Genomic DNA, 21228 nt, shown 5'->3' with positions numbered 1-21228 from the left:
TCTGACTTGCCAATGAGTAGTCTGCAAGTTGGCTGCAATGGCGAGCAGGGCCGCTATTCTTTGATCGCACCCATGATGAACTGATTGACGTCCCATTCGCCGAGCGTGACTTTGATGGCCACCGTCTTATGCACCGGTCGGCCATCATCGGCCAGAGCCACGCGCCGCAAGGAAAGCTCGGCGACATCGCCGGCCCGCAACTTCGAAATGAGCGCCGTCAGCGTTTCAAAATCCGGAACCATTTCGCCGTTGAACCCCAGCACGATATCGTCCTGGCGAACCCCCGCTTTGTCGGCCGGGCTGCCGGTATGCACGCGGCTGATGGCACAGTTCGTATCGACGGTGATGCAGCCCACACCCAGGAAAGCACCATGGCGAAAGTCGACTTTTCCCGCGCCCAGATTAACCTGCAGTTCGGCAGCCATCTCGGGTGTTGCTCGTGTGCCATAAACTCGCACGCTGGTGAGCGCCTTCAGTCCTTTGAGCACGTTGAGCGATTCGTTCGTCACGGGGATGTAGTAGATGCCGACATCTTCCAGCTGAGCACAGCCGGCGAGGGACTTGAGCCCTTCATCGGTGATGTTCGCACGATAGGCTTGCAGGGAGCGCAGACCCTTCATGTTGGCAACATGCGGCAACGCGGCATCGGTCACGCGATCGCCCACCAGTGCTACCTGGCGCACATCAGCCAGCCAGCGCAGACGGCGAAAATCACTTTCGGTCCCACGCCACTCTGTGCCAATTTCCAGCGAAGAGATCACTTCGTCGACACCGACGCCATTGAAGACTTGCGACCGACGAATTCGCGCACCGAGGCCTTCGAGTTCGCTGAGGGTGATGGCCTGCTTCTGAGCGTTCAATTGCGCGAGTACTTCATCGGCCCGAACCTTGAGCGGTGATGTCTTCCCCTGCGTTACTTCTTCGAGGGCGGTGCGGGCGGATTCCAGAACATCGATGTCGTTGGAGAGGGCTAACTGATGCAGTACATGCAAGGCTCGCGCGCCGGTTTCTGCATTGGGGCTTTGCAGGACTTTGCGGCAAACATCGACGGCGGGCTTACCCGCGCGAATCAAACTGTGGGTGGCATCTTCGCGAACGACGAACGAATCGTGATCGAGTTCCTTGGCCCACAGCGACAGTTGCTCGGGAGTGGCCAGGGATTCAGCCTTGGGCGTTTCCTGCGCAGCGGAGAATCCGCTGCTCAATAGCATCGCCCCTGCCAGGAAAGTGGCGAACCATGCGGGTTGGCAAAGGCGGGTGGGGGGGGACTGGCGGTCGACTGGCAACATTCGCGGCCTCCTGTTGCACCGCTAGCACAGGGCCAGCGGCAGCGGCGTACTTCTGCAGCCGATTATAGCTGATCGTCACCATTCCGGCTGCGGGAAAAGTGCCTCAATTGCTCAGTCGCTGCCAAAGTTGCCGAATTTCTACGACCCCCACCGCGGGTGCCTGGCAGGCAAAATCTTGGCAAACAAAAACTCGCGGCTGGCTATCGGTGGCTGTTGTCTTCCCTTCGAGCAACGGTTGCAAGATCGACGGAACGTCCTCCCCTGGTCGATGACCCGCCACCACACAGCGAGGCAGGAACTGCCGGCGAAACTCCTGTAGCAGCGACTGCAGCGGTTCACGCTGGCGGTCGCCGACGATCACCAGCTCGGCCGTGGGGCCGAGCAGCAGATCGAGCGCGATCAACAACTGCCCCGCTGCGGTCGGCGTGCGTTGCATCACGCTCATCGCCGCTCGCAGTGCGCCTTCGGCCGCAGCCAGATACTGTTGATTGCCGGTCAACTTGCCGAGACGGATGAAAGCCAGCGCTGCCATGGCATTGCCGCTGGGCACGCTGCTGTCGTGCAAGTCTTTATTGCGGACGATCAACTGTTCGTGATCGTCCGCGGTGAAGAAGAAGCCGCCACCTTCGCTGTCGGCAAAGTGCTGGAGCAGTGTCTCGGCCAGCGAGGCTGCCCGCTCGAGCCAAACCGCGTCGAAGTTCGCTTCGTAGAGTGAAATCCAGGCATTGGCGAGGTAAGCATAGTCGTCGAGATACGCGGCCAACTTCGCCTGGCCATGTCGCCAGCAATGGAGCAACCGACCATCTTCATCGCGCAGCTGCTCGTGCAAGAAGGTCGATGCTTTTTCGGCTGCTTGCAGATAGCGAGGCTCGTTCAGCGCGCCCGCTGCTTTGGCCAGCGCATCGATCATCAGCGCGTTCCAACTGACGAGAACCTTGTCGTCTTTGCCGGGGCGAACTCGTTGCTCGCGAGCTTGCAATAATTCCTGTCGACAGCGCGCCATTTCGGCTGCGAGCGTTGCTTCGTCGATGCCTACTTCCGCGGCGACTTCGGCAATTGGGCGAGGCAGATTAAGAATGCTCTGGCCATGCTCGAAATTGCCCTGCGGACTGACGTCATAGATTTTGCGGAAGGCCCGCGCTCGATCTTCGCCGAGCACCGCCTCGATTTCGGCCGGTTTCCAAACGTAAAACTTTCCTTCGACTCCTTCGCTGTCGGCATCCTCGCTGCTGTGAAACCCGCCAGCGGCATCGGTCATCCAACCCAGAATGTAATCGCAAGTCTCGCGGGCAACTTGCGCGAACTGCGGATTGGCAGTCGCCTGATAAGCTTCTACATAAGCACTCGTTAGCAGGGCATTGTCGTAGAGCATCTTTTCGAAGTGCGGCACCAGCCAGCGCTCGTCGACGCTGTAGCGGGCGAACCCGCCAGCCAGATGATCGTTGATGCCGCCGCGGGCCATCTGGTCGAGCGTGTGTGTGACGATGTGCAGCAGCGCGGGGTCTTGGTTCCTCTTCCACACCCGCAGCAGCACTTGCAGGTCGAGAGAATGCGGGAACTTTGGTGCGCGACCGAAACCGCCATACTTGGCATCGAAGGCTCCGAGCAATTGCTGGCTGGCATGTTCCAGCAGTTCGACTTCTAGCGGGTCATCGGCCGAATCGTTTGCGCCGATTTGCTGCAGGTGTTCGGTGAGTTCCACCGCTTGTTGCACGGCGAGGTCGCGACGATTCTCCCAGGCATCAGCCACGGCTTGAATCACGTCCAGAAAGCCCGGCATTCCCATTTTTTTCATCGGCGGCCAATAGGTTCCGCCATAAAACGGGGCGAGGTCAGGCGTCAGGAACACCGACATCGGCCAGCCCCCGCGGCCAGTCATCAGCTGCACCGCGTTCATGTAGATTTGATCGAGATCGGGCCGCTCTTCGCGGTCGACCTTGATGCACACAAACAGCCGATTCAGTTCATTTGCAATTCCCACGCTCTCAAAGCTCTCGTGCTCCATCACGTGGCACCAGTGGCAGGCCGAGTAGCCGATCGAGAGGAAGATCGGTTTCTGTTCTGCCTTGCTGCGCGCGAGCGCCTCTGCACCCCAGGGATACCAATCCACCGGATTATTCTGATGCTGCAGCAGGTACGGACTCGACTCAGCGGCCAAGCGATTCGGCATGCCTTCTTCTTTAACTTTTGAGGGAGACCTTGAAAAAGCATCAGCCGTGGACTTTCATCCACGGCTGAAGAGTTTTAAATCTGACATCGGTTCCGCAAACTACTTCGCTGGGGCTGCCGGTGCTGCGGGAGCCGGCGGGTTGTTGCCCGGCATGGTGCCGGCCTTGATCAGATCGCCGAAGACTTTGCCGTCGGCGTTTTTCAACTCGGCGGCCTTCTTCAAAGCCTCGGACAGCAATTCCATGGCTTTCGCCTTGGCTGCGGTCTTTTCTTCAGCGGTCGACTTTTCGTCAACCGTCTTGGCATGTTCGGCCATGAACAGCTTGTGCTTCAGATTGTCATGCACGGCTTTGCCGAAATCGTTCAGGCCGTGTCCCTTGGCCTTCTTATCGGCACCGGGAATGTGGCACATGCCGCACTTGCCCGTTTGGGCTTTCAGCGTGGCGGTGATCTTGGCTCCGTCCGGATGTTTTTCGTAGTACTCGGCTACGTAGGGGGGAATGGGTGGCAACGCGAGGGCCGTCGAGACAGCCAGGAGCGTTACTGCCGAACCTGCCAGCAGCGTCAAACTTCGTTTCATAAGGTACCTTGTTTGGATGTGTGCAGCTTGGATGTATGCAAATTGGTGGTAACAGCAAACCTAGCATTCTTGGAGAAGGCGGGGCTTATTTTTTGATGACGGTCGTGAGGGGCCAGTCGTCGGTGCGGAACGGCGAAGCGGGCAGACCAGCCTTGTTGGCGAAGTTTGGTTCGGCAATCGCGTTCCAGCAAAAGCGAACGGCAACCGGCTTAGGCACATCGTCGCTGCTGACGACAAGAGTCTCGCCGTCGATGGTCGCCTTGGCGGGAACGAACTTTTGGTCTTCGCCGGCAATCAAGAAGAACGTCAAAGGCTTTTCATCTTTGGCAGCGAGACCACCGCCGACGTGCTTGAACTTGAGGCGAACCTTGCTGCCTTCAATTTCGTGCGAGCTATACAGCGGACCCGAATAAACGAGATCCTGCTTGCCGTAGGTGTTGGCGAGTGCCCACAGCGCCAATCGCTTGCCGACGTCTTGCTTGTTCTTCGGATGAATGTCGCCGATGGTGGTGATGTCGGTCGTCACGCACATGCCGGTGTTCTTCGAAAGGTCGAGCGTCTTCAGCTGCGAGTCCCACAACTCGGCCAGCTTGTTCGAGCCGTCATAGTTGTTGGCATCGAGGCTCTTGCCGTCGTACTTGTACGGGGCGAGTTGCACAAACAGGAACGGGAAATCGCCCTGACCGAAGCGAGTGCGCCAGTCCCTGATCATGGTCGGAAACAGTGTGCGATACTCGTCCGCACGGCCGACGTTCGATTCGCCTTGATACCAGATGGCTCCAGCGATCGTGAATGGAACGACCGGATTGAGCATGCCGTTGAAGAGGACGGCTGGTTGGTTGGGATTCTTTTGGGCGGGAATCGTCTTGCTGGGATCTTTCGGATCGGGCATTGCCTCGCTGATCGTGACCTTGCGATCGGCCATGTATTTGAGCGAAGGAACATCGGCGAGCGCTTCTTTGCTCGTCCAAGCTTCGCACAAGGTGCCGCCCCAACTGGTGTTGATGATGCCGACGGGAACTTTCAACTCTTCCGCCAGTTTACGCGCGAAGAAGTAGCCACAAGCCGAGAAGCTAGGGACAGTTCCAGGGGCAGCGACAGCCCAGCCACTGGTGGGAGTTGTCTTCGCGGTCCCGTTATCGACGGGAATGTCATCGACAGGCTGTTCCGACGGTTCCTTCCGAACCTTAATCATGCGGATCAGTGGGTGCGAACCATTCTTGGCTTCTTCGGCCGGATTCAGCGACTGGGCAACCGACCACTCCATGTTCGACTGGCCTGAAGCGATCCAGACTTCGCCGCTGTAAACGTCCTTCAAGGTGATCTCGTTGGTGCCCTTGAACTTCAGTTCGTGCGGGCCACCAGCCTTGGGCGTCTTGATCTTGGTCTTCCACTTGCCGTCGGCATCGGCCTTGGTCGATGCGGTCGCGTCGCCTAGTGTTACCTTTACTTCTTCATTAGGAGCAGCCCAGCCCCACACATTGGCTTCGGTGTTCTGTTGCAACACCATGTGATCGTTGAACAGCTTGGGGAGCCTGATTTCGGCTCGTGCTGATTGCGTGCCGAGCGTTGCGCCGACGGCGACCAGAACAGACAGGAAACGGACGGAGAGTTTCATGAAGTCTTCCTCGGGGTGGGCTGATGAACCTTCTAAGCAGGTTCATCAGTTGAATCCGTCGGAATGCGAGAATCAAGAGTGGGCGTCCGCGGCCTCTTCACTTCGCACTTTGCCTGTTCGCAGCAGGCTGTAGACAACCGGCACGAAGAGGAGCGTGGTGAGGGTGGCGACAAACAGACCGCCGATGACAGCGCGGCCGAGTGGGGCGTTCTGTTCGCCACCTTCACCCAGACCGAGCGACATGGGCAACATGCCGATAATCATGGCGGCGGCGGTCATCAGTACGGGACGCATGCGAGTGCGACCTGCTTCGAGGGCGGCATCCCAGGCATTCTTCCCTTCGGCTCGCTGCTCGTTGGCAAACGTGACCAGCAGAATGCTGTTCGCCGTGGCCACACCAATCGACATGATGGCTCCCATCAGGGCTGGCACGCTGAAGGTGGTGTCCCAGAGGAACAGCGACCAAACAATGCCGACAAACGCGCCAGGTAGAGCCGTGATGATAATGAACGGATCGAGCCAGCTTTGAAAGTTGACGACCATCAGCAGATAGACGAGCACGGCGGCAAACACGAGGCCGAGTCCCAGGCGGAAGAAGGCCGATTCCATACTCTCGACCTGACCACGCATTTCGATGGTGTTGCCCGGCTTCAGGTTAGCGCGGAACTCACTCAGAATCGCGTTGATTTCGCCAGCCACGCTACCGAGATCGCGACCTTGCACATTGGCGTACACATCGAAGGCCGGTTGCACGTTGGTGTGATTGACCACTTCGGGCGTTACGCCCCGATCGACCTTCGCCAGGTTCGAAAGCAATTGAACACCCGGCCTGCTGGTAGAAGTGAGCGGCAAACCTTCGATGGAATCGACGCTGTCGAGTTTGTGGGTCGGCGTGCGAGTTTCCACCAGGTAGGAGATGCCCATATTCGGATCGACCCAATAGTTCGGCTGCACCTGGCCACTCCCCGAGAGCGACACCAGCAGGCTATTGGCAATGTCCTGCTGGGTGAAACCAAGTTCGCGAGCTCGCGTCTGGTCGACGGTGATCTGGAACTTCGGCACGTTCATCACCTGGTGCAGGTGGACGTCTTGCACACCATCGATTTTGCGAACGCGCTCGGCGATCTCGCTGGCCATCGCGTAGTTTTCGACACGGTTCATACCGGCGATCTGAATATCGATGGGAGCTGGCAAACCGAAGTTCAAAATCTGGCTGACAATATCCGCAGGCTGGAAGAAGAAGACCAGTTCCGGAAAACGTCCCGGCAGTTCGCGACGCAGCGAGGCGATGTACTCGGGAGTCGACTTGGCCCGGTGATGCGAAAGGGAGACCAGGATTTCGCCGTCGGCCATGCCCGTGGTGGCACTGTCGCCGAAGGCCATGGCATAGGTGCGATTCGGCAAGCCGATGTTGTCGAGCACCAGTTCCACTTCATGCTCGGGAATGATCTCGCGAATCGCTTCTTCCACCTGAGTGAAGTACCGCTCGGTCTGTTCGATGCGAGTGCCTGCCGGCGCTCGGACGTGCAGGCGGAATTGTCCGGTGTCCACGGTCGGGAAGAAGTCTCGGCCCACCCAAGGCAAGGCAATGAAGCCACTCAGCACGATCAGGCCGAAGACGGCAAAGACCGCCAGCCGATGCCGCAGGTTCCAAGCGAGCAGAGCGACGTACGCGTCACGGAACTGCTCGAAACGGCGTTCAAAGCTTTGATGAAAGCGAGCGAAGAAGCCTGTGCCACCACCGTGCCCGTGTTTCAGTTCCGCCGGCAGGAGAAAGTCGACCATCGTCGGCACGATGGTGCGCGAGAGGAGGTACGAAGCCATCATGGCGAACGCCACGGCCAAAGCGAGCGGCGTGAACAGGTACTTGGGTGGCCCTTCGAGGAACAGGACCGAGACGAACACGATGCTGATCGTCAGAGTCGACACGAAGGTCGGCCCCGCGATCTGCATCGCTCCATCCAGAATCGCCTGACGCAACGGTTTGCCGAGTCCCAGGTTGCGATGGATGTTTTCGATTTCCACTGTTGCGTCATCGACGAGGATGCCAACTGCCAGAGCCAAGCCGCCGAGCGTCATGACGTTCAGCGAGTGACCGAGTAGATAAAGCATGACGATGGATGACAGAATCGCGAGCGGAATGGAGACAGCCACGATAAGCGTGCTGCGCCAACTACCGAGAAACACCAGAATCATCGCAGCCGTCAGCAGGCCGGCAATAATGCTTTCGACAACCACACCCTCGATGGCTGCGGTCACGAATAACGATTGATCGAACAGCAGTTCAATATGCAAGCTCTCCGGCGCGGCCGCCTTGATCGCCGGCATCTTCTCTTTCACCTGATTCACGATATCGAGCGTCGAGGCATTGCCGTTCTTAAGCAGGGTGACGAGAGCACCGCGGCTGCCATTGCGGCGCACGACCGTCGTTTGCGAGGTGCTGCCATCGCGAACCTGAGCGACATCTCGCATGTAAACCGTGGCGCCGTTGATGACCTTCACGGGAATGTCGTTGAACGTCGCCGGCGTGAGCGGGCTGTTGTTCATCGCCACGGGATATTCGTGGGTATCGATGCGAGCCACACCCGTTGGATACGCAAGGTTGTAGGCATTGATGGCGTCGGCCACTTCCTTTGCCGAAATTCCCTTCGCTTGCAGCAACTGCGGATCGAGGTCGACCATCACTTGCCGTTCGCGACCACCGTAGGGCGTCGGCATGGTCAGTCCCTGCACGGTCGAGAGTTGCGTGCGCAGGATGTACAGACCGTAGTCGTAGACTTCTTCTTCCGACATCGTCTCGCTGCTTAAGCTGATCTGCAGAATGGGGACGCTGGAGGCGTTGTAGCGCACGATGATGGGGGGCTGAATGCCCGGTGGCATGAGCGCCCGAATGGACTGTGTGACCGAAGTGACTTGGGCCATCGCCACGCCCACATTGACACCCGGATGGAAGTAAATCTTGGTGACACCCACGCCGTTGAGCGTTTGGGATTCGATCCGCTTGATGTCGTTCACATTCGAACTGATGGCGTATTCGCTGTAGGTGGTGATGCGCCGTTCGACCTCGGTCGTCTCCATTCCCTTGTAGGTCCAGATGACCGTGATGACGGGAATATCGATCTCAGGGAAGATATCGGTCCGCATCTGGCGGATCGCCGTGACGCCGAGGACCACGATGAGCAGGGCCATCACCACAAAGGTGTAAGGCCGCTTGAGGGCGAGTTGCACGATCCACATGGCGGGGTCCCCGGCTGGTTGAGCGCTGGCAATGGGTAGTTGCGAGGCTTTACCGGGCGGGGAGGAGAAACCTTACAAGCAGCCAGCACTTTGCTGGGCAAGGAGGTCGTCGGGAGCGGTTTGGGCTCCACCGAGCCGGGGCACGGCCCCGGCTTCGCTTGACGTAAGTTCAAGCGGCCTGGAAATGAGGGTGTTCACAAACGCCTGGGGTTTGTGAACACTGAGGCGCGCCGCACCCGAGAGATACTGGGGGGCGTGTTCACAAACCTACCCCGTTTGTGAAAGAACTTTTCCCGACCCGGGCTCTTCGCTTGGCGACTTACGACTGCGTACGCCCCACCCTATTTAGAAGACGCAGAAGGCAATTCGCAGCCGCCTCGGCAAACGGTGCGTCGTTGATGTGCAGGTCGAGTGCAGACACGGACACGTTCCCAGCATTCTGCCGGATGGAGTCGAAGAGTCGTTCGCGGACGGCGGGATCATCGAAGGGCTTGCCGGGGCAATCGAGGGCCGAGATGCCTTGCAGGGGAAGAATAATCTCGACCGGTCCTTTTGCGGCGGCAGCTTTACGGCCGATCTCGGCTCCGAGTGTTTCGTTCTCGGCAGGAGTGGTGCGCATCAGTGTGACGTTGGCATTGTGCTGATAGAACTGACGGTCGGCGAACTTCGCGGGGACGGTTTCGCGCGGACCAAAGTTGACCATGTCGAGGGCACCGACGGAAATGACTTGCGGAATGCCCCGCTCGCCCGCTGCGGTCAGCCGTGTTGGCCCAGCGGAGAGTACACCGCCGACCAGTTCATCGGCCAGTTCGGTCGTGGTGATATCGAGCACGCCGGCAATCAGGCCGTCGCGAATGAGCGACTCCATCGCTTCGCCGCCGTTGCCCGTCGCATGAAAGATGAGCACTTCGTAGCCCGCCAGCTCAAGGATTTGCCGAGCATGTTGCACGCACGGAGTCGTCACGCCGAACATGGTGGCCGCGATGAGCGGCCGATCTTGTGAATCTTGAGGTTTCGCCGCGAACTGAATCATGCCAGCCATCGCGGCGGCCGCTTCCAGCAGAATTTGCCTGCTCAGGCGGTTGATCCCGGCGATATCGACGACCGAGTTGAGCATCGTGATGTCTTTGTCGCGCACGTACGAGCGAACCTGCCCAGAGGCGAGGGTGCTCACCATTACTTTTGGTACGCCAATCGGCAACACGCGCATCGCGGCAGTGCCAATGGTTGTTCCGGCCGAACCACCAAGGGCGAGCACGCCCGTAACTTGCTTTTGCTCCCAAGCCTGGCGAATGAGTGCTGCTGCGCTTTGTGCTGCGGCGGCGATTGCTGCGCCGCGATCGTTTTGCTGGCGAAGTTCAGTCAGCGAAGTTCCACCGGCAGCAAACAGTTGCTCGCGAGAAACATCAGCGGTAAATGTCGGCTCACCGAGACAACCGGTGTCGACTAGTTTTACAGCAAGACCCAGCTCTCGCAGTCGATCACAAACGAGGACCGCTTCCGGACCTTTGGTATCGAGCGTGGCGAGAACGTAGATCGTCATGGGGCGGTCGTTCTGCGGGCAAAGATGCGGGAGAAGAATTGCAGGTCGCTGCTGGTCAAAAATGTAGACCAGCCCACGAGCATGATCCAGTGGAACAGAAACAGGAACATCGCGTATTCGTTCGACAGGTGAAAGAGAACGAGCAGCGCTAGTGCGGCGTGGCGAGTTTCGCGGAACCACAGGAGGCCGGGGACGAAGACTTCGACGATAATTACGGTCCAGGTCATCAGCCTGACAAGGATGGGTGTTTCAAAGAGAAGATGGGGGACAGGGAAGCGGCCAAAGGTGTCGTCGAGTCGTCCGACATAAGAGAGGGCGGTGCCATCGAGCCACAGATTGCCGCCCAACTTGTGCAGACCCGCCGCGACAAAGATGACCGTCATCTGCAGCTGCAGTAAGCGAAGTCCCCAGGCGGGAACCAGTTCGCAGCGGTCTCGTTGGCGACGCCAGAGTAGGGAATCGATCGACCAGGCTCGTCCGCTGGGCATTAGCAGTAAATAGAAGTTCACGAGGCGAAAGACTGTGTCTTCGCCCTCCAGAATGGTGCCGTTGCGATTCTGCCAACTCACCAGCAACACAAATACCGCGAGTGCATTGAGCCGCGTGCAGAAGCCGACGAGCAGCATCAGCACGCAGACGATGTTCAGCCAAAAGAGGCCATGCAGCCAATCGCTGGCCGCGGGATCGCTCGGATTGATCCAACGCAGGACCGACCACAGCTGCGGCAGTTTGCGCTGCTCATCGAACTCGGCGGGAAACAAGCCGTGTGGACCAAACCACGTATCGAGATCGGGATAGAGGACTGCCAGATAGACCAGCATGAGTAGGGAAAAGCCAATGCGCACGAGCGCTGGCCGGCGAGCATCGATTCTTCCGTGAAAGAATCGTTGCCAGGCAGCAGCAAAGCCACTCCAACTCGTTTTCAGCGATTGGCCAGAGCCCATCATGGCAGCGGCTCGATGGCGAGGACCCAGTTATCGTCGTAATCTTCCGGCGGTATCGGTGCTGGCCAGCGAGAGCCACTCGGCGACGACAGACTTTTGGTCTCGGCGATTAACTTTACCTGCCGCGGTAGATCGTCGGGCGAATATTTCAGCTTGGCGTCGCGGACCACATGCTGCGCGAGTGCTGGCCATAGGTCTGCGTGGTGATTCATCCAGATATTGTCGTAGTACTCGGTCCAGCGGTGCCCCCAGAAGCGCTGCCAAGTGGACTTATCGCGCCACGCGGGCGAATGCCATGTCGCAATCACATGCTCGTTGCTGCTCATGATTTGAGCCGAGAGGCGATGATTCTGCTGATCGGGAGTGGGGGCGTACATGTTCCAAGGCTGATGTCCGATGCCGAGCCAATCGGCGGCATAGCGCGCGTGCAGCGTGGCCGCTGGCATGGCCAAAGGCATTCCTTGCTGCAGCATCAGCACGAGCAGGAAGACGATGACGAGATTGCCCGCCATGGTCCGGGCTTTCGTCATGCTCTGGAGGGGCGTCGTCATGATCGTTACCAGCGTTACTACCCGTCACCGAATGCCGCGAACGAGGAATTCGCTCGCTGCTTCAATATAGAACGCACGCTGGCAGCGACCTACGTTTGCACAGGTGTCGTTCGTTTCGTCAGTCGTTTGGGTGCGTGCGGATACAGAACATGGTCAAGCCAATTCTCATTTCTGCTCTCGTGGCGGTCGTCATTCTGACGGAATGTGTACTCGCGTACATGCTCATTCCCAGCGCGGCCGATGTCGAAGCCCGCTTGGAAGCTCACGATACCGCTGCGGTTGGACACGACGAAAAGAAGGACGACGGTCACGGCGCCAAGGATGATGGACACGGCAAGAAAGATGACGCCCACGGTAAGGCCGACGATCACGGCAAAAAGGATGCTCACGGAGCGAAGCCCGCGAAAGCTGCCGCTGCTCATGGCGGCGGACACGGCGCCAAGCCCGCGAAAGCAGCAGCCGGCGGACATGGTGGCGGTCACGGTGCCGCTGCCAGCACGGCCAAAGTTCCCGCCGGTTCCGGCACTGGCGGCGAGGTTGAAGTGGAATTGGGCAAGTTCAACCTGATGGTTCACGAGCCCGCTAGCAACGTGACGTTGCGGGTTAATTTTCATCTTGTAGCCACGGTGGAAGATGGCGATAGCGAGGAAGTCTCGCATTTGCTCGAGAAAAATCAGCATCGGCTGCGCGACCAAATCATCTTCGAAATTCGCAATGCGCAAATGAGTGACTTGACCGATCCAGGTTTGGGCTTGATTAAACGGCGCATTTTGGCGAAAAGTAACGACCTACTGGGGCACGCCCTTCTACAGAATGTCGTGTTCAGCGAATTCTCGTTCATCGAGCAGTAACTGGCTGCCGCGATGATACAGATCGATCGCATGCTCGTCGTCAAGGATTGACGGCCTGCCAGCAGGAAAGGAATCCGATGGCTGGCGACACCGAAAAAGTCTCACAGGACGAAATCGAAGATCTGCTGCGCCAAGCGCAGCAAGTGGCCGGGCATACTCCACCGCCTGCCGTTTCGGCACCTGTAACCAGCCAAGCAACAATTGGCCAAAGCGAAATCGAAGCCTTGCTGAAGCAAGCTCCCGCGCCACGCAATGCTCCGGCAGCAGCCACTGCCACGCTGGCTCCCCCCGTTCATGCAGCAGCTCGTCCCGCCGCAAAAGGCAAGGCTGCCAGCAACGTCGGCGACGATATTCAATTCCTGCTCAACCAGGCCGAGCAAGCGATTGCCTCGGTCGATCAGCCTGTCGATCCCGCCATCAGCGGCATCCAACCGTTCGAATTCCGCGATTTCGGCGGCAGCCCTGCCTCGGGCGAGAAGGCTACGCTCGAACTGCTCCGCGATGTCGACCTCGATGTACGCATCGAACTTGGTCGCACGCAGATGTATCTCGAGGATGTACTCAAGTTGAAGCGCGGCGCGGTTGTACCGCTCGATAAACTGGCCGGCGATCCTGTCGACGTGTACGTCAACGGCCGCTTGATTGCCCGCGGCGAAGTCCTGGTGTTGAACGACAATTTCTGCGTGCGTGTCGCCGAATTACTTTCGAGCGACGATGTGTAAACCAATCGTGCCTAAGGCACATAATCAAGCTCGTGGTTTGAGCACGAAACCCCAAATCAATCCACTATCATCCCACTTCGAATATCGAACAGTCCGTTCTCGAACTTGAACTTTTTTTGCCGGAGAGCATGGATGCTCAAAAGTTTTCGCCCTCAGCTGACTGCCGCACTCCTGTTCAGCGCTGTTTTGATCAGCACTGACTGGTGCTGCCTGCTCTCAGCGCGCGGCGAAGAGTACGGAGCAGTCCACACCCCGGCTTTGCAAGCCAGTCGAGTTGCCAATGCACCCGCGCCACTCCCCTCGGGCGCTGTGCCAACTCGTTCTCACTATGCCAGCGGCAACGGTAACAGTGGTGGCGGAAACACAGCCGTCGCGATTCCCGCCGCCGAGAATCCTGCTGGCAACTATGCGGCTGCCTATCAACAGGGGCATCCTGCTGAACCGGTCGCTCACCAGACAGCGGCTTATCAAGCACCTGCGCAACTGATGCCGTTACCTGGCCAAGCGATGCCGATCGCTCCGCGCGGCAGCAGAACGACCCGCGATTTGCAGCGCAGTCCAGCTGCGGGCTGGGGCGCGGTATCCAACGTCGCCGCAAGTCTGGGAATCGTGCTTGCAGCATTTCTCTGCGTGGCTTGGCTATCGAAACGATACTTGCCGAAGGCCGTCGGTCCATTGCCGAAGGAAGTCGTCGAACCACTCGGTTGGGCTCCCTTGGCCGGGCGGCAACAGATGCAACTCGTACGCCTCGGCAACAAGCTGGTCTTGCTGGCGATCACGCCGGGCTCTGGTGCAGAAGCACTCAGCGAAGTGACCGAACCGAGCGAAGTAGAGCGACTGAGTGCCATGTGCCGCCGCACCAGCAAGAACAGTTCGACGCAAGCGTTTCGTGAAGTCATCAACGAACTGGAACGTCAGCCTGCGCGAGGCTTCGTCGAGAACGAAATTCGTCCGGTTCGCACCGCAGCGGGGCCGGCACCGACCAATCAGGTTGTCGCCCGTCCTCAACAACCTGGGAGGCCCATGCATGGCTAATCGCATCGGCCTCGTCGTGGCTTTACTGCTATTCCTGCTGACAAGCGGCAACGCACACGCCCAAACCGCCAGCGATGGCTCTCGTCAGTCGGCTGCCATTAATGGCGACGAAGCGGGAACTTCAACCAGCAGCAGCGAGTTCCCCTCGGCAGATGGCTTGACCGAACTCCTGCGTAACGGGCCTGAGCAATTCACAAGCCCGAAGAAATTGAGTGGTTCGCTGCAGATCATGCTGCTGCTAACCGTCCTCAGTCTAGCGCCAGCGATCTTGCTGATGACGACCAGCTTTGTGCGCATCGTCGTGGTCCTCGGTCTGTTGCGACAAGCGCTCGGTACGCAACAACTGCCGCCGAGCCAGGTGATGACGGCCCTCGCGCTGTTCATGACTTTGCTGATCATGACTCCGACATGGAACGAAGTTTATCAGCAGAGCATTAAACCTTACTCCGATGGCCGGATCACGAACCCCGAAGATGCCTTCAATGCAGGCGTGATGCCGCTCAAGCGGTTCATGAGCCGCCAGATCGAATTTGCCGGCAACAGCGACGATGTGTGGCTCTTTTACGATTACTTGCCCGCCGAACAACGCCGTACCACACCGCCGCAATCGTACGACGAAGTACCTCTGCAGGCGATCTTGCCGGCCTTCATGCTCAGCGAACTGAAGATTTCGTTCCTGATCGGCTTTCAAATCTACCTGCCGTTTCTGATTCTCGATATGGTCGTTTCCAGCGTCACGATTTCGATGGGCATGATGATGTTGCCCCCGGTAATCATTTCGCTTCCCCTCAAATTGCTGTTGTTCGTGTTGGTCGATGGCTGGACTCTGATTGTCAGCATGCTGCTGAACAGTTTCGGTCCTCCGGGTGGCTGACGACGCAAAAGGATACTGCTTGTTGACCTTGATGTTTCTGACTGCCGCCACTCGTTACCTGGTTCGTCGCTGGCGAGGATCCAAAAAATGATGACTCCCGACGATGCCGTCACGCTTGCCCAACAAGCGCTGATGATGGCTCTGCTTTTGTCGGCCCCCTTGCTCGTCGTAGGCATGGTCGTCGGCCTGCTCATCGGTCTTGCGCAAGCGCTGACCCAAGTGCAAGATCAAACCGTGGCCTTCGTCCCCAAGCTGGTTGCAATGGTCATCTGTTTGTTGCTCTGCTTGCCTTGGCTCGTGCAACGTCTGATGGAATACAGCGAAACCCTCATCGCCGGCATTCCCAAAATGATGATGGGAGGCTAATCACTCCCTCGCCTCATGACCCTCCTTTCACCCTTACTCACGCTCTACCTCAATCAGTTCCTGATTTTTGTCCTGGTACTGACTCGCATCGGCGCGCTCATCATGACGCTGCCTGTCCTCGGCGGCGCTACGATCCCCCTGCAGATTCGTGCCTTGCTCGCTGTTTCGGTGGCCCTGCTCATTGCTCCGCTGCACTGGGGCGTGCAGTTGCCCGAAGTCGAAAACCTTGCGGAACTCGGCCTGCTGATGACGCGAGAAATCATTCTCGGCCTGGCGCTCGGCACGGCAGTGATGATTCTCCTCAGCGGCATGCAACTCGCCGGGCAGGTGATTAGCCAGATGAGCGGGCTCTCATTGGCCGATGTTGCCAACCCCACGTTCGATACCACGGTGCCGATCATTTCGCAGCTTCTTGAGTCGGTCGCGATCGCTCTGTTCTTTCTGTTGGGCGGGCATCGGCTAGTAATCACAGCCCTGCTCGATAGCTTCTCTTGGCTTCCTCCCGGCGCGGCAAACTTGCCCGCAGAATTGCCAATGGCGCTCGTCGAAGTTACTTCTCACAGTTTTAATGTCGGCATTCGCGCGTGCGCGCCGGTGATGGTCGCGCTCTTTCTAGCGGTACTGGTCGTAGCTCTCATCAGCCGGACACTGCCGCAATTGAATGCGGTGGCCATTGGCCTGAACTTCAACGCCATCCTGGTCCCACTAATGATTGCCGTCACCATCGGTTCCGCAGCCATTACCTTTCAGGAAGAACTGGGAGGCGTCATTCAGAAAGTACGCGACGTAATTACCGATACGAGCTCTTAGCAACCGTTCATGGCTGACGACAACGAAGATAAAGAACACGACGCCACCGAGCATCGCCGCCAACAAGCGCGCGAGCAGGGGCAAGTCGTCAAAAGCCAAGACCTCGGTTCCGCAACCATGCTGGTCGTTGGTCTGCTTACGCTCTGGTACATGGGTAATGGCCTTGCTTTATCGTTTGCGCGGATCACTCGCGAGCATCTCGGCGGTGAAGCGTGGGTGCGACTGGATGTACACGACTTTCTCCATCACCTTATTAGCTTGAGTGCCGACGTCTCATTGGCGCTGTTGCCGGTGCTCGGCACGCTAGTACTGGCCGGAGTGCTGGTAAATCTAGGGCAAGTTGGATTCTTGTTTCTGCCCGAAAAGTTGGCAATGGACGTCCAGCGGATCGATCCACTCTCGAATGCGAGCCGTATCTTTTCGACAACCTCGGTCGTGCAACTTGGGTTCGGCATGATGAAAGTGGGACTCGTGACCACGGTCGCCGCCGTCAGTCTGTGGGGCGAGCGCGATAACGTGATGATCCTTTCCGATCAGGAAGCGGGGCCCATCGCCACCTATTTGTTCAGTGTCACGTTTTGGACGAGTCTGAAAATCGGCAGTGCGCTGCTCATCCTCGCCGTTTTCGATTACGGCTATGCCTATTGGAAACACGAGCAAGACCTGAAGATGAGCCATCAGGAAATGCGGGACGAAATGAAGCAGCAGACGGGGGACCCGCAGGTTGCTTCGCGGCGAAAGCAAGTGCAGCGGCAACTAGCGATGAATCGCTTGAGCAGCGTCGTCCCCAAGGCCGACGTAATCGTAACGAATCCCACCGAACTGGCGATCGCCCTGCAGTATGATCCCGAGACGATGGCTGCGCCAGTTGTGCTTGCCAAAGGAGCCGGCGTGCTGGCCCAGCGAATTCGCCGCCTGGGACTTGAGAACCAGGTTCCCGTCGTCGAGCGCAAAGAACTTGCCCGCATTCTGTATGCCACGGTCGATGTGAACCAACCGGTCCCTGCCGAGCAGTATGCAGCGGTCGCAGAAGTCATCCGCTATATCTATCAACTCAAGGGGAAGAAGCTGCCCGGACCTGCTACCGCTGCGTAAAGCATTTCCTACGTAGCCCGACTTGCTACGATGTCCTCATCCTTTGCGTCGTACAACTTCTGCGAGAACGCTACTTGGGCCAACATGAAAGCGAAGTTCAAACTGGTCAGCGGTTTGCCTTCGGCGAGAACTGGCAACAATTCCTGCGAGTGCTGACTGACGAACGAATTGCTCGTGCGCAGTTGTCTTTGCAAACGATGCTCGAGGTCGAATCTCTGGCCGGCAAGACGTTTCTTGATATTGGCTGCGGCAGTGGCCTGTTCAGTTTGGCGGCGCGCAATCTTAACGCGCGAGTTCATTCCTTTGACTTCGATCCGCAGTCGGTGGCCTGCACCGAAGAGCTCAAGCGACGATACGCCCCCGCTGACGAAGTGTGGATCATTGAACGAGGCTCTGTTCTGGACGTCGATTACCTCGCGTCGCTGGGCACATTCGACGTGGTCTACTCGTGGGGTGTGCTCCATCACACGGGCCAGATGTGGCAAGCCATCGACAACGCCGCTGCGCGAGTTGCTCCCGCCGGTAAGTTCTTCATTGCGATCTACAACGACCAAGGACCCGGCAGTCGCGGTTGGCTGCGGGTGAAGCAACTTTACAATCGCTTGCCGCACGCCTTGCGCTGGGCAGTCCTTTACCCATCGCTCATGCGCCTGTGGGCACCAACGATGCTACGAGATTTGCTCCGTGGCCGGCCCGGTTACACCTGGCGGCACTATGCCGAGCAAAGTACTCGCGGTATGTCTGCCTGGCACGACGTGGTCGACTGGGTCGGCGGGCTTCCCTTTGAAGTCGCCTCTCCCGAGAAGATTGTCGCCCACTGCGAACAACTCGGCTTTCGCGAATTGCGACACACCGACTGCGGTCGTGGACTGGGGTGCAATGAGTTTGTGTTTGAACGGTCGGCCTAAGCGTCGTTAGCTTTGACGCCAATCAACAATCTGCAAACCGGTTCCTCTGGTCAGATCAAGTCGCTGCTTGGTTGCATGGTCAAGTCGATCGACTGCTGCATCACTCAAGCCTGCGTAGACGTTGCACCAATCGGGAAGCGCGGGCGACTCTTTTGCAGATGATGCCTCGGGAGATTTCGCTTCTGGATCGAAAACTTTGATCACCACTTTCTGAGAGTCCAGAACCGGTCCGCCCAACTCCTGCTCCAGCAAGCGCCTGACGGGTTCATCAAAGTCGCCGAACAATCGAACGATGGTACTCATCTGAGTAATTCTACCTTAACTTCAGTATCTTTCCATCATTCCGACCGGGTCATTACGAAAACGCTTCTCGCAGGACCTTCAGACTTTTGGGGATCGCCACGAGTGGGTCTTCTTTCCCTTCGAATTCGAGCGAGACCCAACCTCGATAGTTCTGCTTGCGGAAGATCTCGGCGATGCGCGGGTAGTCGAGTTCGAGGGTGTACCACAAGCCGCCGCCGTAGTAAGTCTTGGCTTGGACCAGGACGGTCTTCGGTGCCATCAGGGTCAGGCGATCGTAGGGATCTTCCAAAAAGTTGCCGGTATCGGAAGTGACTTGCAGCCAGGGGCTCTTGATGGCATCGACCACGCGCAGCACACCTTCGGGAGTGCGACCGAGGCCCCAGTGATTTTCGAGACCAAGCAGCACGCCGCACTTTTCAGCCGCGGGCAGGCATTTCTCCAGGCTTTCGATCACCCACTTGAAGCCGTCTTCGTCGGTATATCCTTCGATGGTTGGCTCAATGCCACGGTTCTTCATCAAGTCGTCGAAGTTCTTGCTGGTGCCCCAGCTGCCGGTGTTCACCCGCATCGTGGGTATGCCCAGCTGATAGGCAAGCTCAATGCAGTGAATCGTGTGATCGATGTTCTTCTGACGCTTCTCGGCGTCGGGCGAAAGAAACCCCTGATGCGTGCTGAAGCCGCAGAGCGAAACGCCATTGACGAAGGCTCGCTTCTTTAGTCGCTGCAAGTAACCGGGCTCTTCGCTGGTCATTTGGCGATGGAGCAGTTCCACGCCATCGAAGCCCCATTCTGCCGACAGATCGATACACTTCTCGATATCGCGCAGTGCTTCGTTTTTGAACTGCCAGAAGGAGTAGGTCGAGACGCCGATGTGATTACGAAACGGCTTCGCGGCGGGCTTATCATCGGCCAGTAATGTGCGCGAGGGACTCATTGCCAACGCAGCAGCGCCGAGAGAACCAGCGAGCAGGGTTCTACGTGACAAGGACCGATCCGACTCGCTCATGATGATGCTCTTTAAAAATTAGCTGCGGGGAACAATACGATCTTTGCCGACCCAGAGTCGAAGGGCATCGGGAATGGCGATGGTGCCGTCAGCCTGTTGGTAGTTTTCGAGGACAGCGATCATCGCTCGGCTGATGGCGACCGCCGTGCCATTGAGCGTGTGAACGTAATGCGTTCCCTTTTCGGCTTTCTTCTTGTAACGAACATCAAGCCGCCGCGATTGATAATCGGTGCAATTGCTGGTGCTCGTCACTTCGCCCCATTCACCCTTGCCGTTGTTGCGGCCGGGCATCCACGCTTCGAGATCGTACTTGCGATAGGCAGGGCCGCCGAGATCGCCAGAGGCAGTATCAATCACGCGATAGGGAATACCGAGGCCATCGAAAATCTCGCATTCGATCGCCATCAGTTGTTCGAGTGTCGCGTCGCTCTCTTCCGGCGCGGTGAAGGCGAACATTTCGACCTTCGTGAACTGGTGGACGCGATAGATGCCGCGCGTCGCTTTGCCGTGGGCACCCGCTTCGGTGCGAAAACAGTGGCTGATGCCGCAGAGCTTGATCGGCAGTTGCTCTTCATTCAATAGTTGCTGCGAGTACATGCCGCCGAGCGTGATTTCGGCCGTGCCCACCAAGCTGAGATCGCTGTTCTCGATCGAATAGATCTGCGTTTCGGCACTACCGCGCGGATTGAACCCGATGCCAATCAGGATTTCGTCGCGCGCCAGGTCGGGCGTCGTGGTGATCGTGAAGCCGTGCCGCATCAAGATGTCGAGCACATACCGCTGCAGGGCCAATTCAATCAACACCGCTTCGTTCTTCAAGAAGTAGAATCCATGCCCCGTCGTGCGCGAGCCGGCTTCGAAGTCGATCAGGTCGTACTTCTCTGCCAGTTCCACGTGGTCGAGCGGCTTAAAGCTGAACTCGGGAATGGGCGTGATGCCCCGCTTCACTTCGGCAGCATCGTGCTCGCCGCCGATGGGAGCCGCCGGGTGCGTCAGGTTCGGAATCGTCAGTTGAATGGCATTGATCTGCGTTTCCAGCCGATCGTGCTCGGCCTGAGCCTGATCCTTTAGATCGCGCAGCTTGCGACCTTCCTCCTTCAACTTTTCGCGAGCAGCAGGATCTGCTTTGCCGATTTGCTTCGCGGTGTCGTTTGCCTGCCGGTTCAATTCTTCGACCTGTGTCAGGAAGACGCGACGATGCGTTTCCAGATCAACCAACTTTTGCACATCGCAGGTCACACCGCGGTCCGTGCAGTTTTTGATGATCTTGTCGGCGTTTTCGACGATGAACTTGCGATCGAGCATGGTGGGGAAGGGGCCAGGGGCC

Annotated in this window: 19 protein-coding genes; 8 read left to right on the top strand and 11 right to left on the bottom strand. The window is 58.1% G+C overall.

Going from position 1 to position 21228, the window contains the following annotated elements; all coding sequences use genetic code 11:
* Positions 1–53 precede the first annotated feature (53 nt).
* From NA78x_RS23045 to NA78x_RS23010, 8 genes are all read right to left on the bottom strand, one after another.
* Entirely contained in the window at positions 54–1289 is a 1236-nt protein-coding gene (locus NA78x_RS23045; RefSeq protein WP_425614737.1) for a PDZ domain-containing protein, read from the bottom strand.
* Positions 1290–1392: 103 nt separating this feature from the next.
* The gene (locus NA78x_RS23040; protein WP_425614736.1) at positions 1393–3459 is read right to left on the bottom strand and encodes a thioredoxin domain-containing protein; all 2067 of its coding nucleotides are present in this window, start codon (positions 3457–3459) and stop codon (positions 1393–1395) included.
* A 99-nt stretch (positions 3460–3558) separates the two neighbouring features.
* Complete coding sequence (locus NA78x_RS23035) at positions 3559–4038, bottom strand: hypothetical protein (RefSeq protein WP_425614735.1); 480 nt, start codon at positions 4036–4038, stop codon at positions 3559–3561.
* Between the two features lie 85 nt (positions 4039–4123).
* Positions 4124–5656, bottom strand: a complete 1533-nt coding sequence (locus NA78x_RS23030) for a sialate O-acetylesterase (RefSeq protein WP_425614734.1) — start codon at positions 5654–5656, stop codon at positions 4124–4126.
* A 72-nt stretch (positions 5657–5728) separates the two neighbouring features.
* Entirely contained in the window at positions 5729–8893 is a 3165-nt protein-coding gene (locus NA78x_RS23025) for an efflux RND transporter permease subunit (RefSeq protein ID WP_425614733.1), read from the bottom strand.
* Positions 8894–9212: 319 nt separating this feature from the next.
* Positions 9213–10436 carry a Tm-1-like ATP-binding domain-containing protein gene (locus NA78x_RS23020; protein WP_425614732.1) on the bottom strand — a complete coding sequence of 408 codons (1224 nt, stop codon included), beginning with the start codon at positions 10434–10436 and terminating at the stop codon, positions 9213–9215.
* The gene (locus NA78x_RS23015) at positions 10433–11383 is read right to left on the bottom strand and encodes an HTTM domain-containing protein (RefSeq protein WP_425614731.1); all 951 of its coding nucleotides are present in this window, start codon (positions 11381–11383) and stop codon (positions 10433–10435) included. Before NA78x_RS23015 ends, NA78x_RS23020 begins: the two co-directional genes overlap by 4 nt.
* Entirely contained in the window at positions 11380–11931 is a 552-nt protein-coding gene (locus NA78x_RS23010; protein ID WP_425614730.1) for a hypothetical protein, read from the bottom strand. The genes NA78x_RS23015 and NA78x_RS23010 overlap by 4 nt, the downstream gene beginning before the upstream one ends.
* 149 nt (positions 11932–12080) lie before the next feature.
* On the opposite strand from NA78x_RS23010, the gene NA78x_RS23005 reads away from it, so the two are divergent.
* The 8 genes from NA78x_RS23005 (at position 12081) to NA78x_RS22970 (ending at position 18592) form a co-directional block, all read left to right on the top strand.
* Complete coding sequence (locus NA78x_RS23005) at positions 12081–12782, top strand: flagellar basal body-associated FliL family protein (RefSeq protein ID WP_425614729.1); 702 nt, start codon at positions 12081–12083, stop codon at positions 12780–12782.
* A gap of 77 nt (positions 12783–12859) precedes the next feature.
* A complete protein-coding gene (gene fliN / locus NA78x_RS23000) occupies positions 12860–13504 on the top strand; it encodes a flagellar motor switch protein FliN (protein WP_425614728.1) in 645 nt (214 codons plus the stop codon).
* Positions 13505–13636: 132 nt separating this feature from the next.
* Positions 13637–14539, top strand: coding sequence for a FliO/MopB family protein (locus tag NA78x_RS22995; protein WP_425614727.1), 903 nt, complete (start codon positions 13637–13639; stop codon positions 14537–14539).
* Positions 14532–15413: a flagellar type III secretion system pore protein FliP gene (gene fliP / locus NA78x_RS22990; protein WP_425614726.1), complete on the top strand. Its 882-nt coding sequence runs from the start codon at positions 14532–14534 to the stop codon at positions 15411–15413. The genes NA78x_RS22995 and fliP overlap by 8 nt, the downstream gene beginning before the upstream one ends.
* Positions 15414–15500: 87 nt before the next feature.
* Positions 15501–15779 (top strand): flagellar biosynthesis protein FliQ, encoded by a 279-nt coding sequence (gene fliQ / locus NA78x_RS22985; RefSeq protein ID WP_425614725.1) that lies wholly within the window; start codon positions 15501–15503, stop codon positions 15777–15779.
* Positions 15780–15794: 15 nt separating this feature from the next.
* Complete coding sequence (locus NA78x_RS22980; RefSeq protein WP_425614724.1) at positions 15795–16589, top strand: flagellar biosynthetic protein FliR; 795 nt, start codon at positions 15795–15797, stop codon at positions 16587–16589.
* Positions 16590–16598: 9 nt separating this feature from the next.
* Positions 16599–17684 (top strand): EscU/YscU/HrcU family type III secretion system export apparatus switch protein, encoded by a 1086-nt coding sequence (locus NA78x_RS22975; protein ID WP_425614723.1) that lies wholly within the window; start codon positions 16599–16601, stop codon positions 17682–17684.
* 74 nt (positions 17685–17758) lie between these two features.
* Positions 17759–18592: a class I SAM-dependent methyltransferase gene (locus NA78x_RS22970; RefSeq protein WP_425614722.1), complete on the top strand. Its 834-nt coding sequence runs from the start codon at positions 17759–17761 to the stop codon at positions 18590–18592.
* 6 nt (positions 18593–18598) lie between these two features.
* Here the strand turns inward: NA78x_RS22970 and NA78x_RS22965 are convergent, their stop codons facing one another.
* The 3 genes from NA78x_RS22965 to serS all read right to left on the bottom strand — a co-directional run bounded on the left by NA78x_RS22965 (position 18599) and on the right by serS (position 21206).
* Positions 18599–18877 carry a hypothetical protein gene (locus NA78x_RS22965; RefSeq protein WP_425614721.1) on the bottom strand — a complete coding sequence of 93 codons (279 nt, stop codon included), beginning with the start codon at positions 18875–18877 and terminating at the stop codon, positions 18599–18601.
* A gap of 70 nt (positions 18878–18947) precedes the next feature.
* Entirely contained in the window at positions 18948–19880 is a 933-nt protein-coding gene (locus tag NA78x_RS22960; RefSeq protein ID WP_425614720.1) for a sugar phosphate isomerase/epimerase family protein, read from the bottom strand.
* A 39-nt stretch (positions 19881–19919) separates the two neighbouring features.
* Positions 19920–21206 carry a serine--tRNA ligase gene (serS, locus tag NA78x_RS22955; RefSeq protein ID WP_425614719.1) on the bottom strand — a complete coding sequence of 429 codons (1287 nt, stop codon included), beginning with the start codon at positions 21204–21206 and terminating at the stop codon, positions 19920–19922.
* Between the last annotated feature and the right edge of the window lie 22 nt (positions 21207–21228).

The sequence above is a fragment of the Anatilimnocola aquadivae genome (assembly GCF_049819085.1).
GTDB lineage: Bacteria > Planctomycetota > Planctomycetia > Pirellulales > Pirellulaceae > Anatilimnocola.
The sequence above is the reverse complement of the archived record's forward strand: the minus strand, read 5'-3'. Positions and strand labels throughout refer to the sequence as shown.

Coding starts and splice junctions, on each gene's coding strand:
- NA78x_RS23045 (WP_425614737.1), bottom strand. CDS start 1,289: ATGTTGCCAGTCGACCGCCAGTCCCCCCCCACCCGCCTTTGCCAACCC.
- NA78x_RS23040 (WP_425614736.1), bottom strand. CDS start 3,459: ATGCCGAATCGCTTGGCCGCTGAGTCGAGTCCGTACCTGCTGCAGCAT.
- NA78x_RS23035 (WP_425614735.1), bottom strand. CDS start 4,038: ATGAAACGAAGTTTGACGCTGCTGGCAGGTTCGGCAGTAACGCTCCTG.
- NA78x_RS23030 (WP_425614734.1), bottom strand. CDS start 5,656: ATGAAACTCTCCGTCCGTTTCCTGTCTGTTCTGGTCGCCGTCGGCGCA.
- NA78x_RS23025 (WP_425614733.1), bottom strand. CDS start 8,893: ATGTGGATCGTGCAACTCGCCCTCAAGCGGCCTTACACCTTTGTGGTG.
- NA78x_RS23020 (WP_425614732.1), bottom strand. CDS start 10,436: ATGACGATCTACGTTCTCGCCACGCTCGATACCAAAGGTCCGGAAGCG.
- NA78x_RS23015 (WP_425614731.1), bottom strand. CDS start 11,383: ATGATGGGCTCTGGCCAATCGCTGAAAACGAGTTGGAGTGGCTTTGCT.
- NA78x_RS23010 (WP_425614730.1), bottom strand. CDS start 11,931: ATGACGACGCCCCTCCAGAGCATGACGAAAGCCCGGACCATGGCGGGC.
- NA78x_RS23005 (WP_425614729.1), top strand. CDS start 12,081: ATGGTCAAGCCAATTCTCATTTCTGCTCTCGTGGCGGTCGTCATTCTG.
- fliN (WP_425614728.1), top strand. CDS start 12,860: ATGGCTGGCGACACCGAAAAAGTCTCACAGGACGAAATCGAAGATCTG.
- NA78x_RS22995 (WP_425614727.1), top strand. CDS start 13,637: ATGCTCAAAAGTTTTCGCCCTCAGCTGACTGCCGCACTCCTGTTCAGC.
- fliP (WP_425614726.1), top strand. CDS start 14,532: ATGGCTAATCGCATCGGCCTCGTCGTGGCTTTACTGCTATTCCTGCTG.
- fliQ (WP_425614725.1), top strand. CDS start 15,501: ATGATGACTCCCGACGATGCCGTCACGCTTGCCCAACAAGCGCTGATG.
- NA78x_RS22980 (WP_425614724.1), top strand. CDS start 15,795: ATGACCCTCCTTTCACCCTTACTCACGCTCTACCTCAATCAGTTCCTG.
- NA78x_RS22975 (WP_425614723.1), top strand. CDS start 16,599: ATGGCTGACGACAACGAAGATAAAGAACACGACGCCACCGAGCATCGC.
- serS (WP_425614719.1), bottom strand. CDS start 21,206: ATGCTCGATCGCAAGTTCATCGTCGAAAACGCCGACAAGATCATCAAA.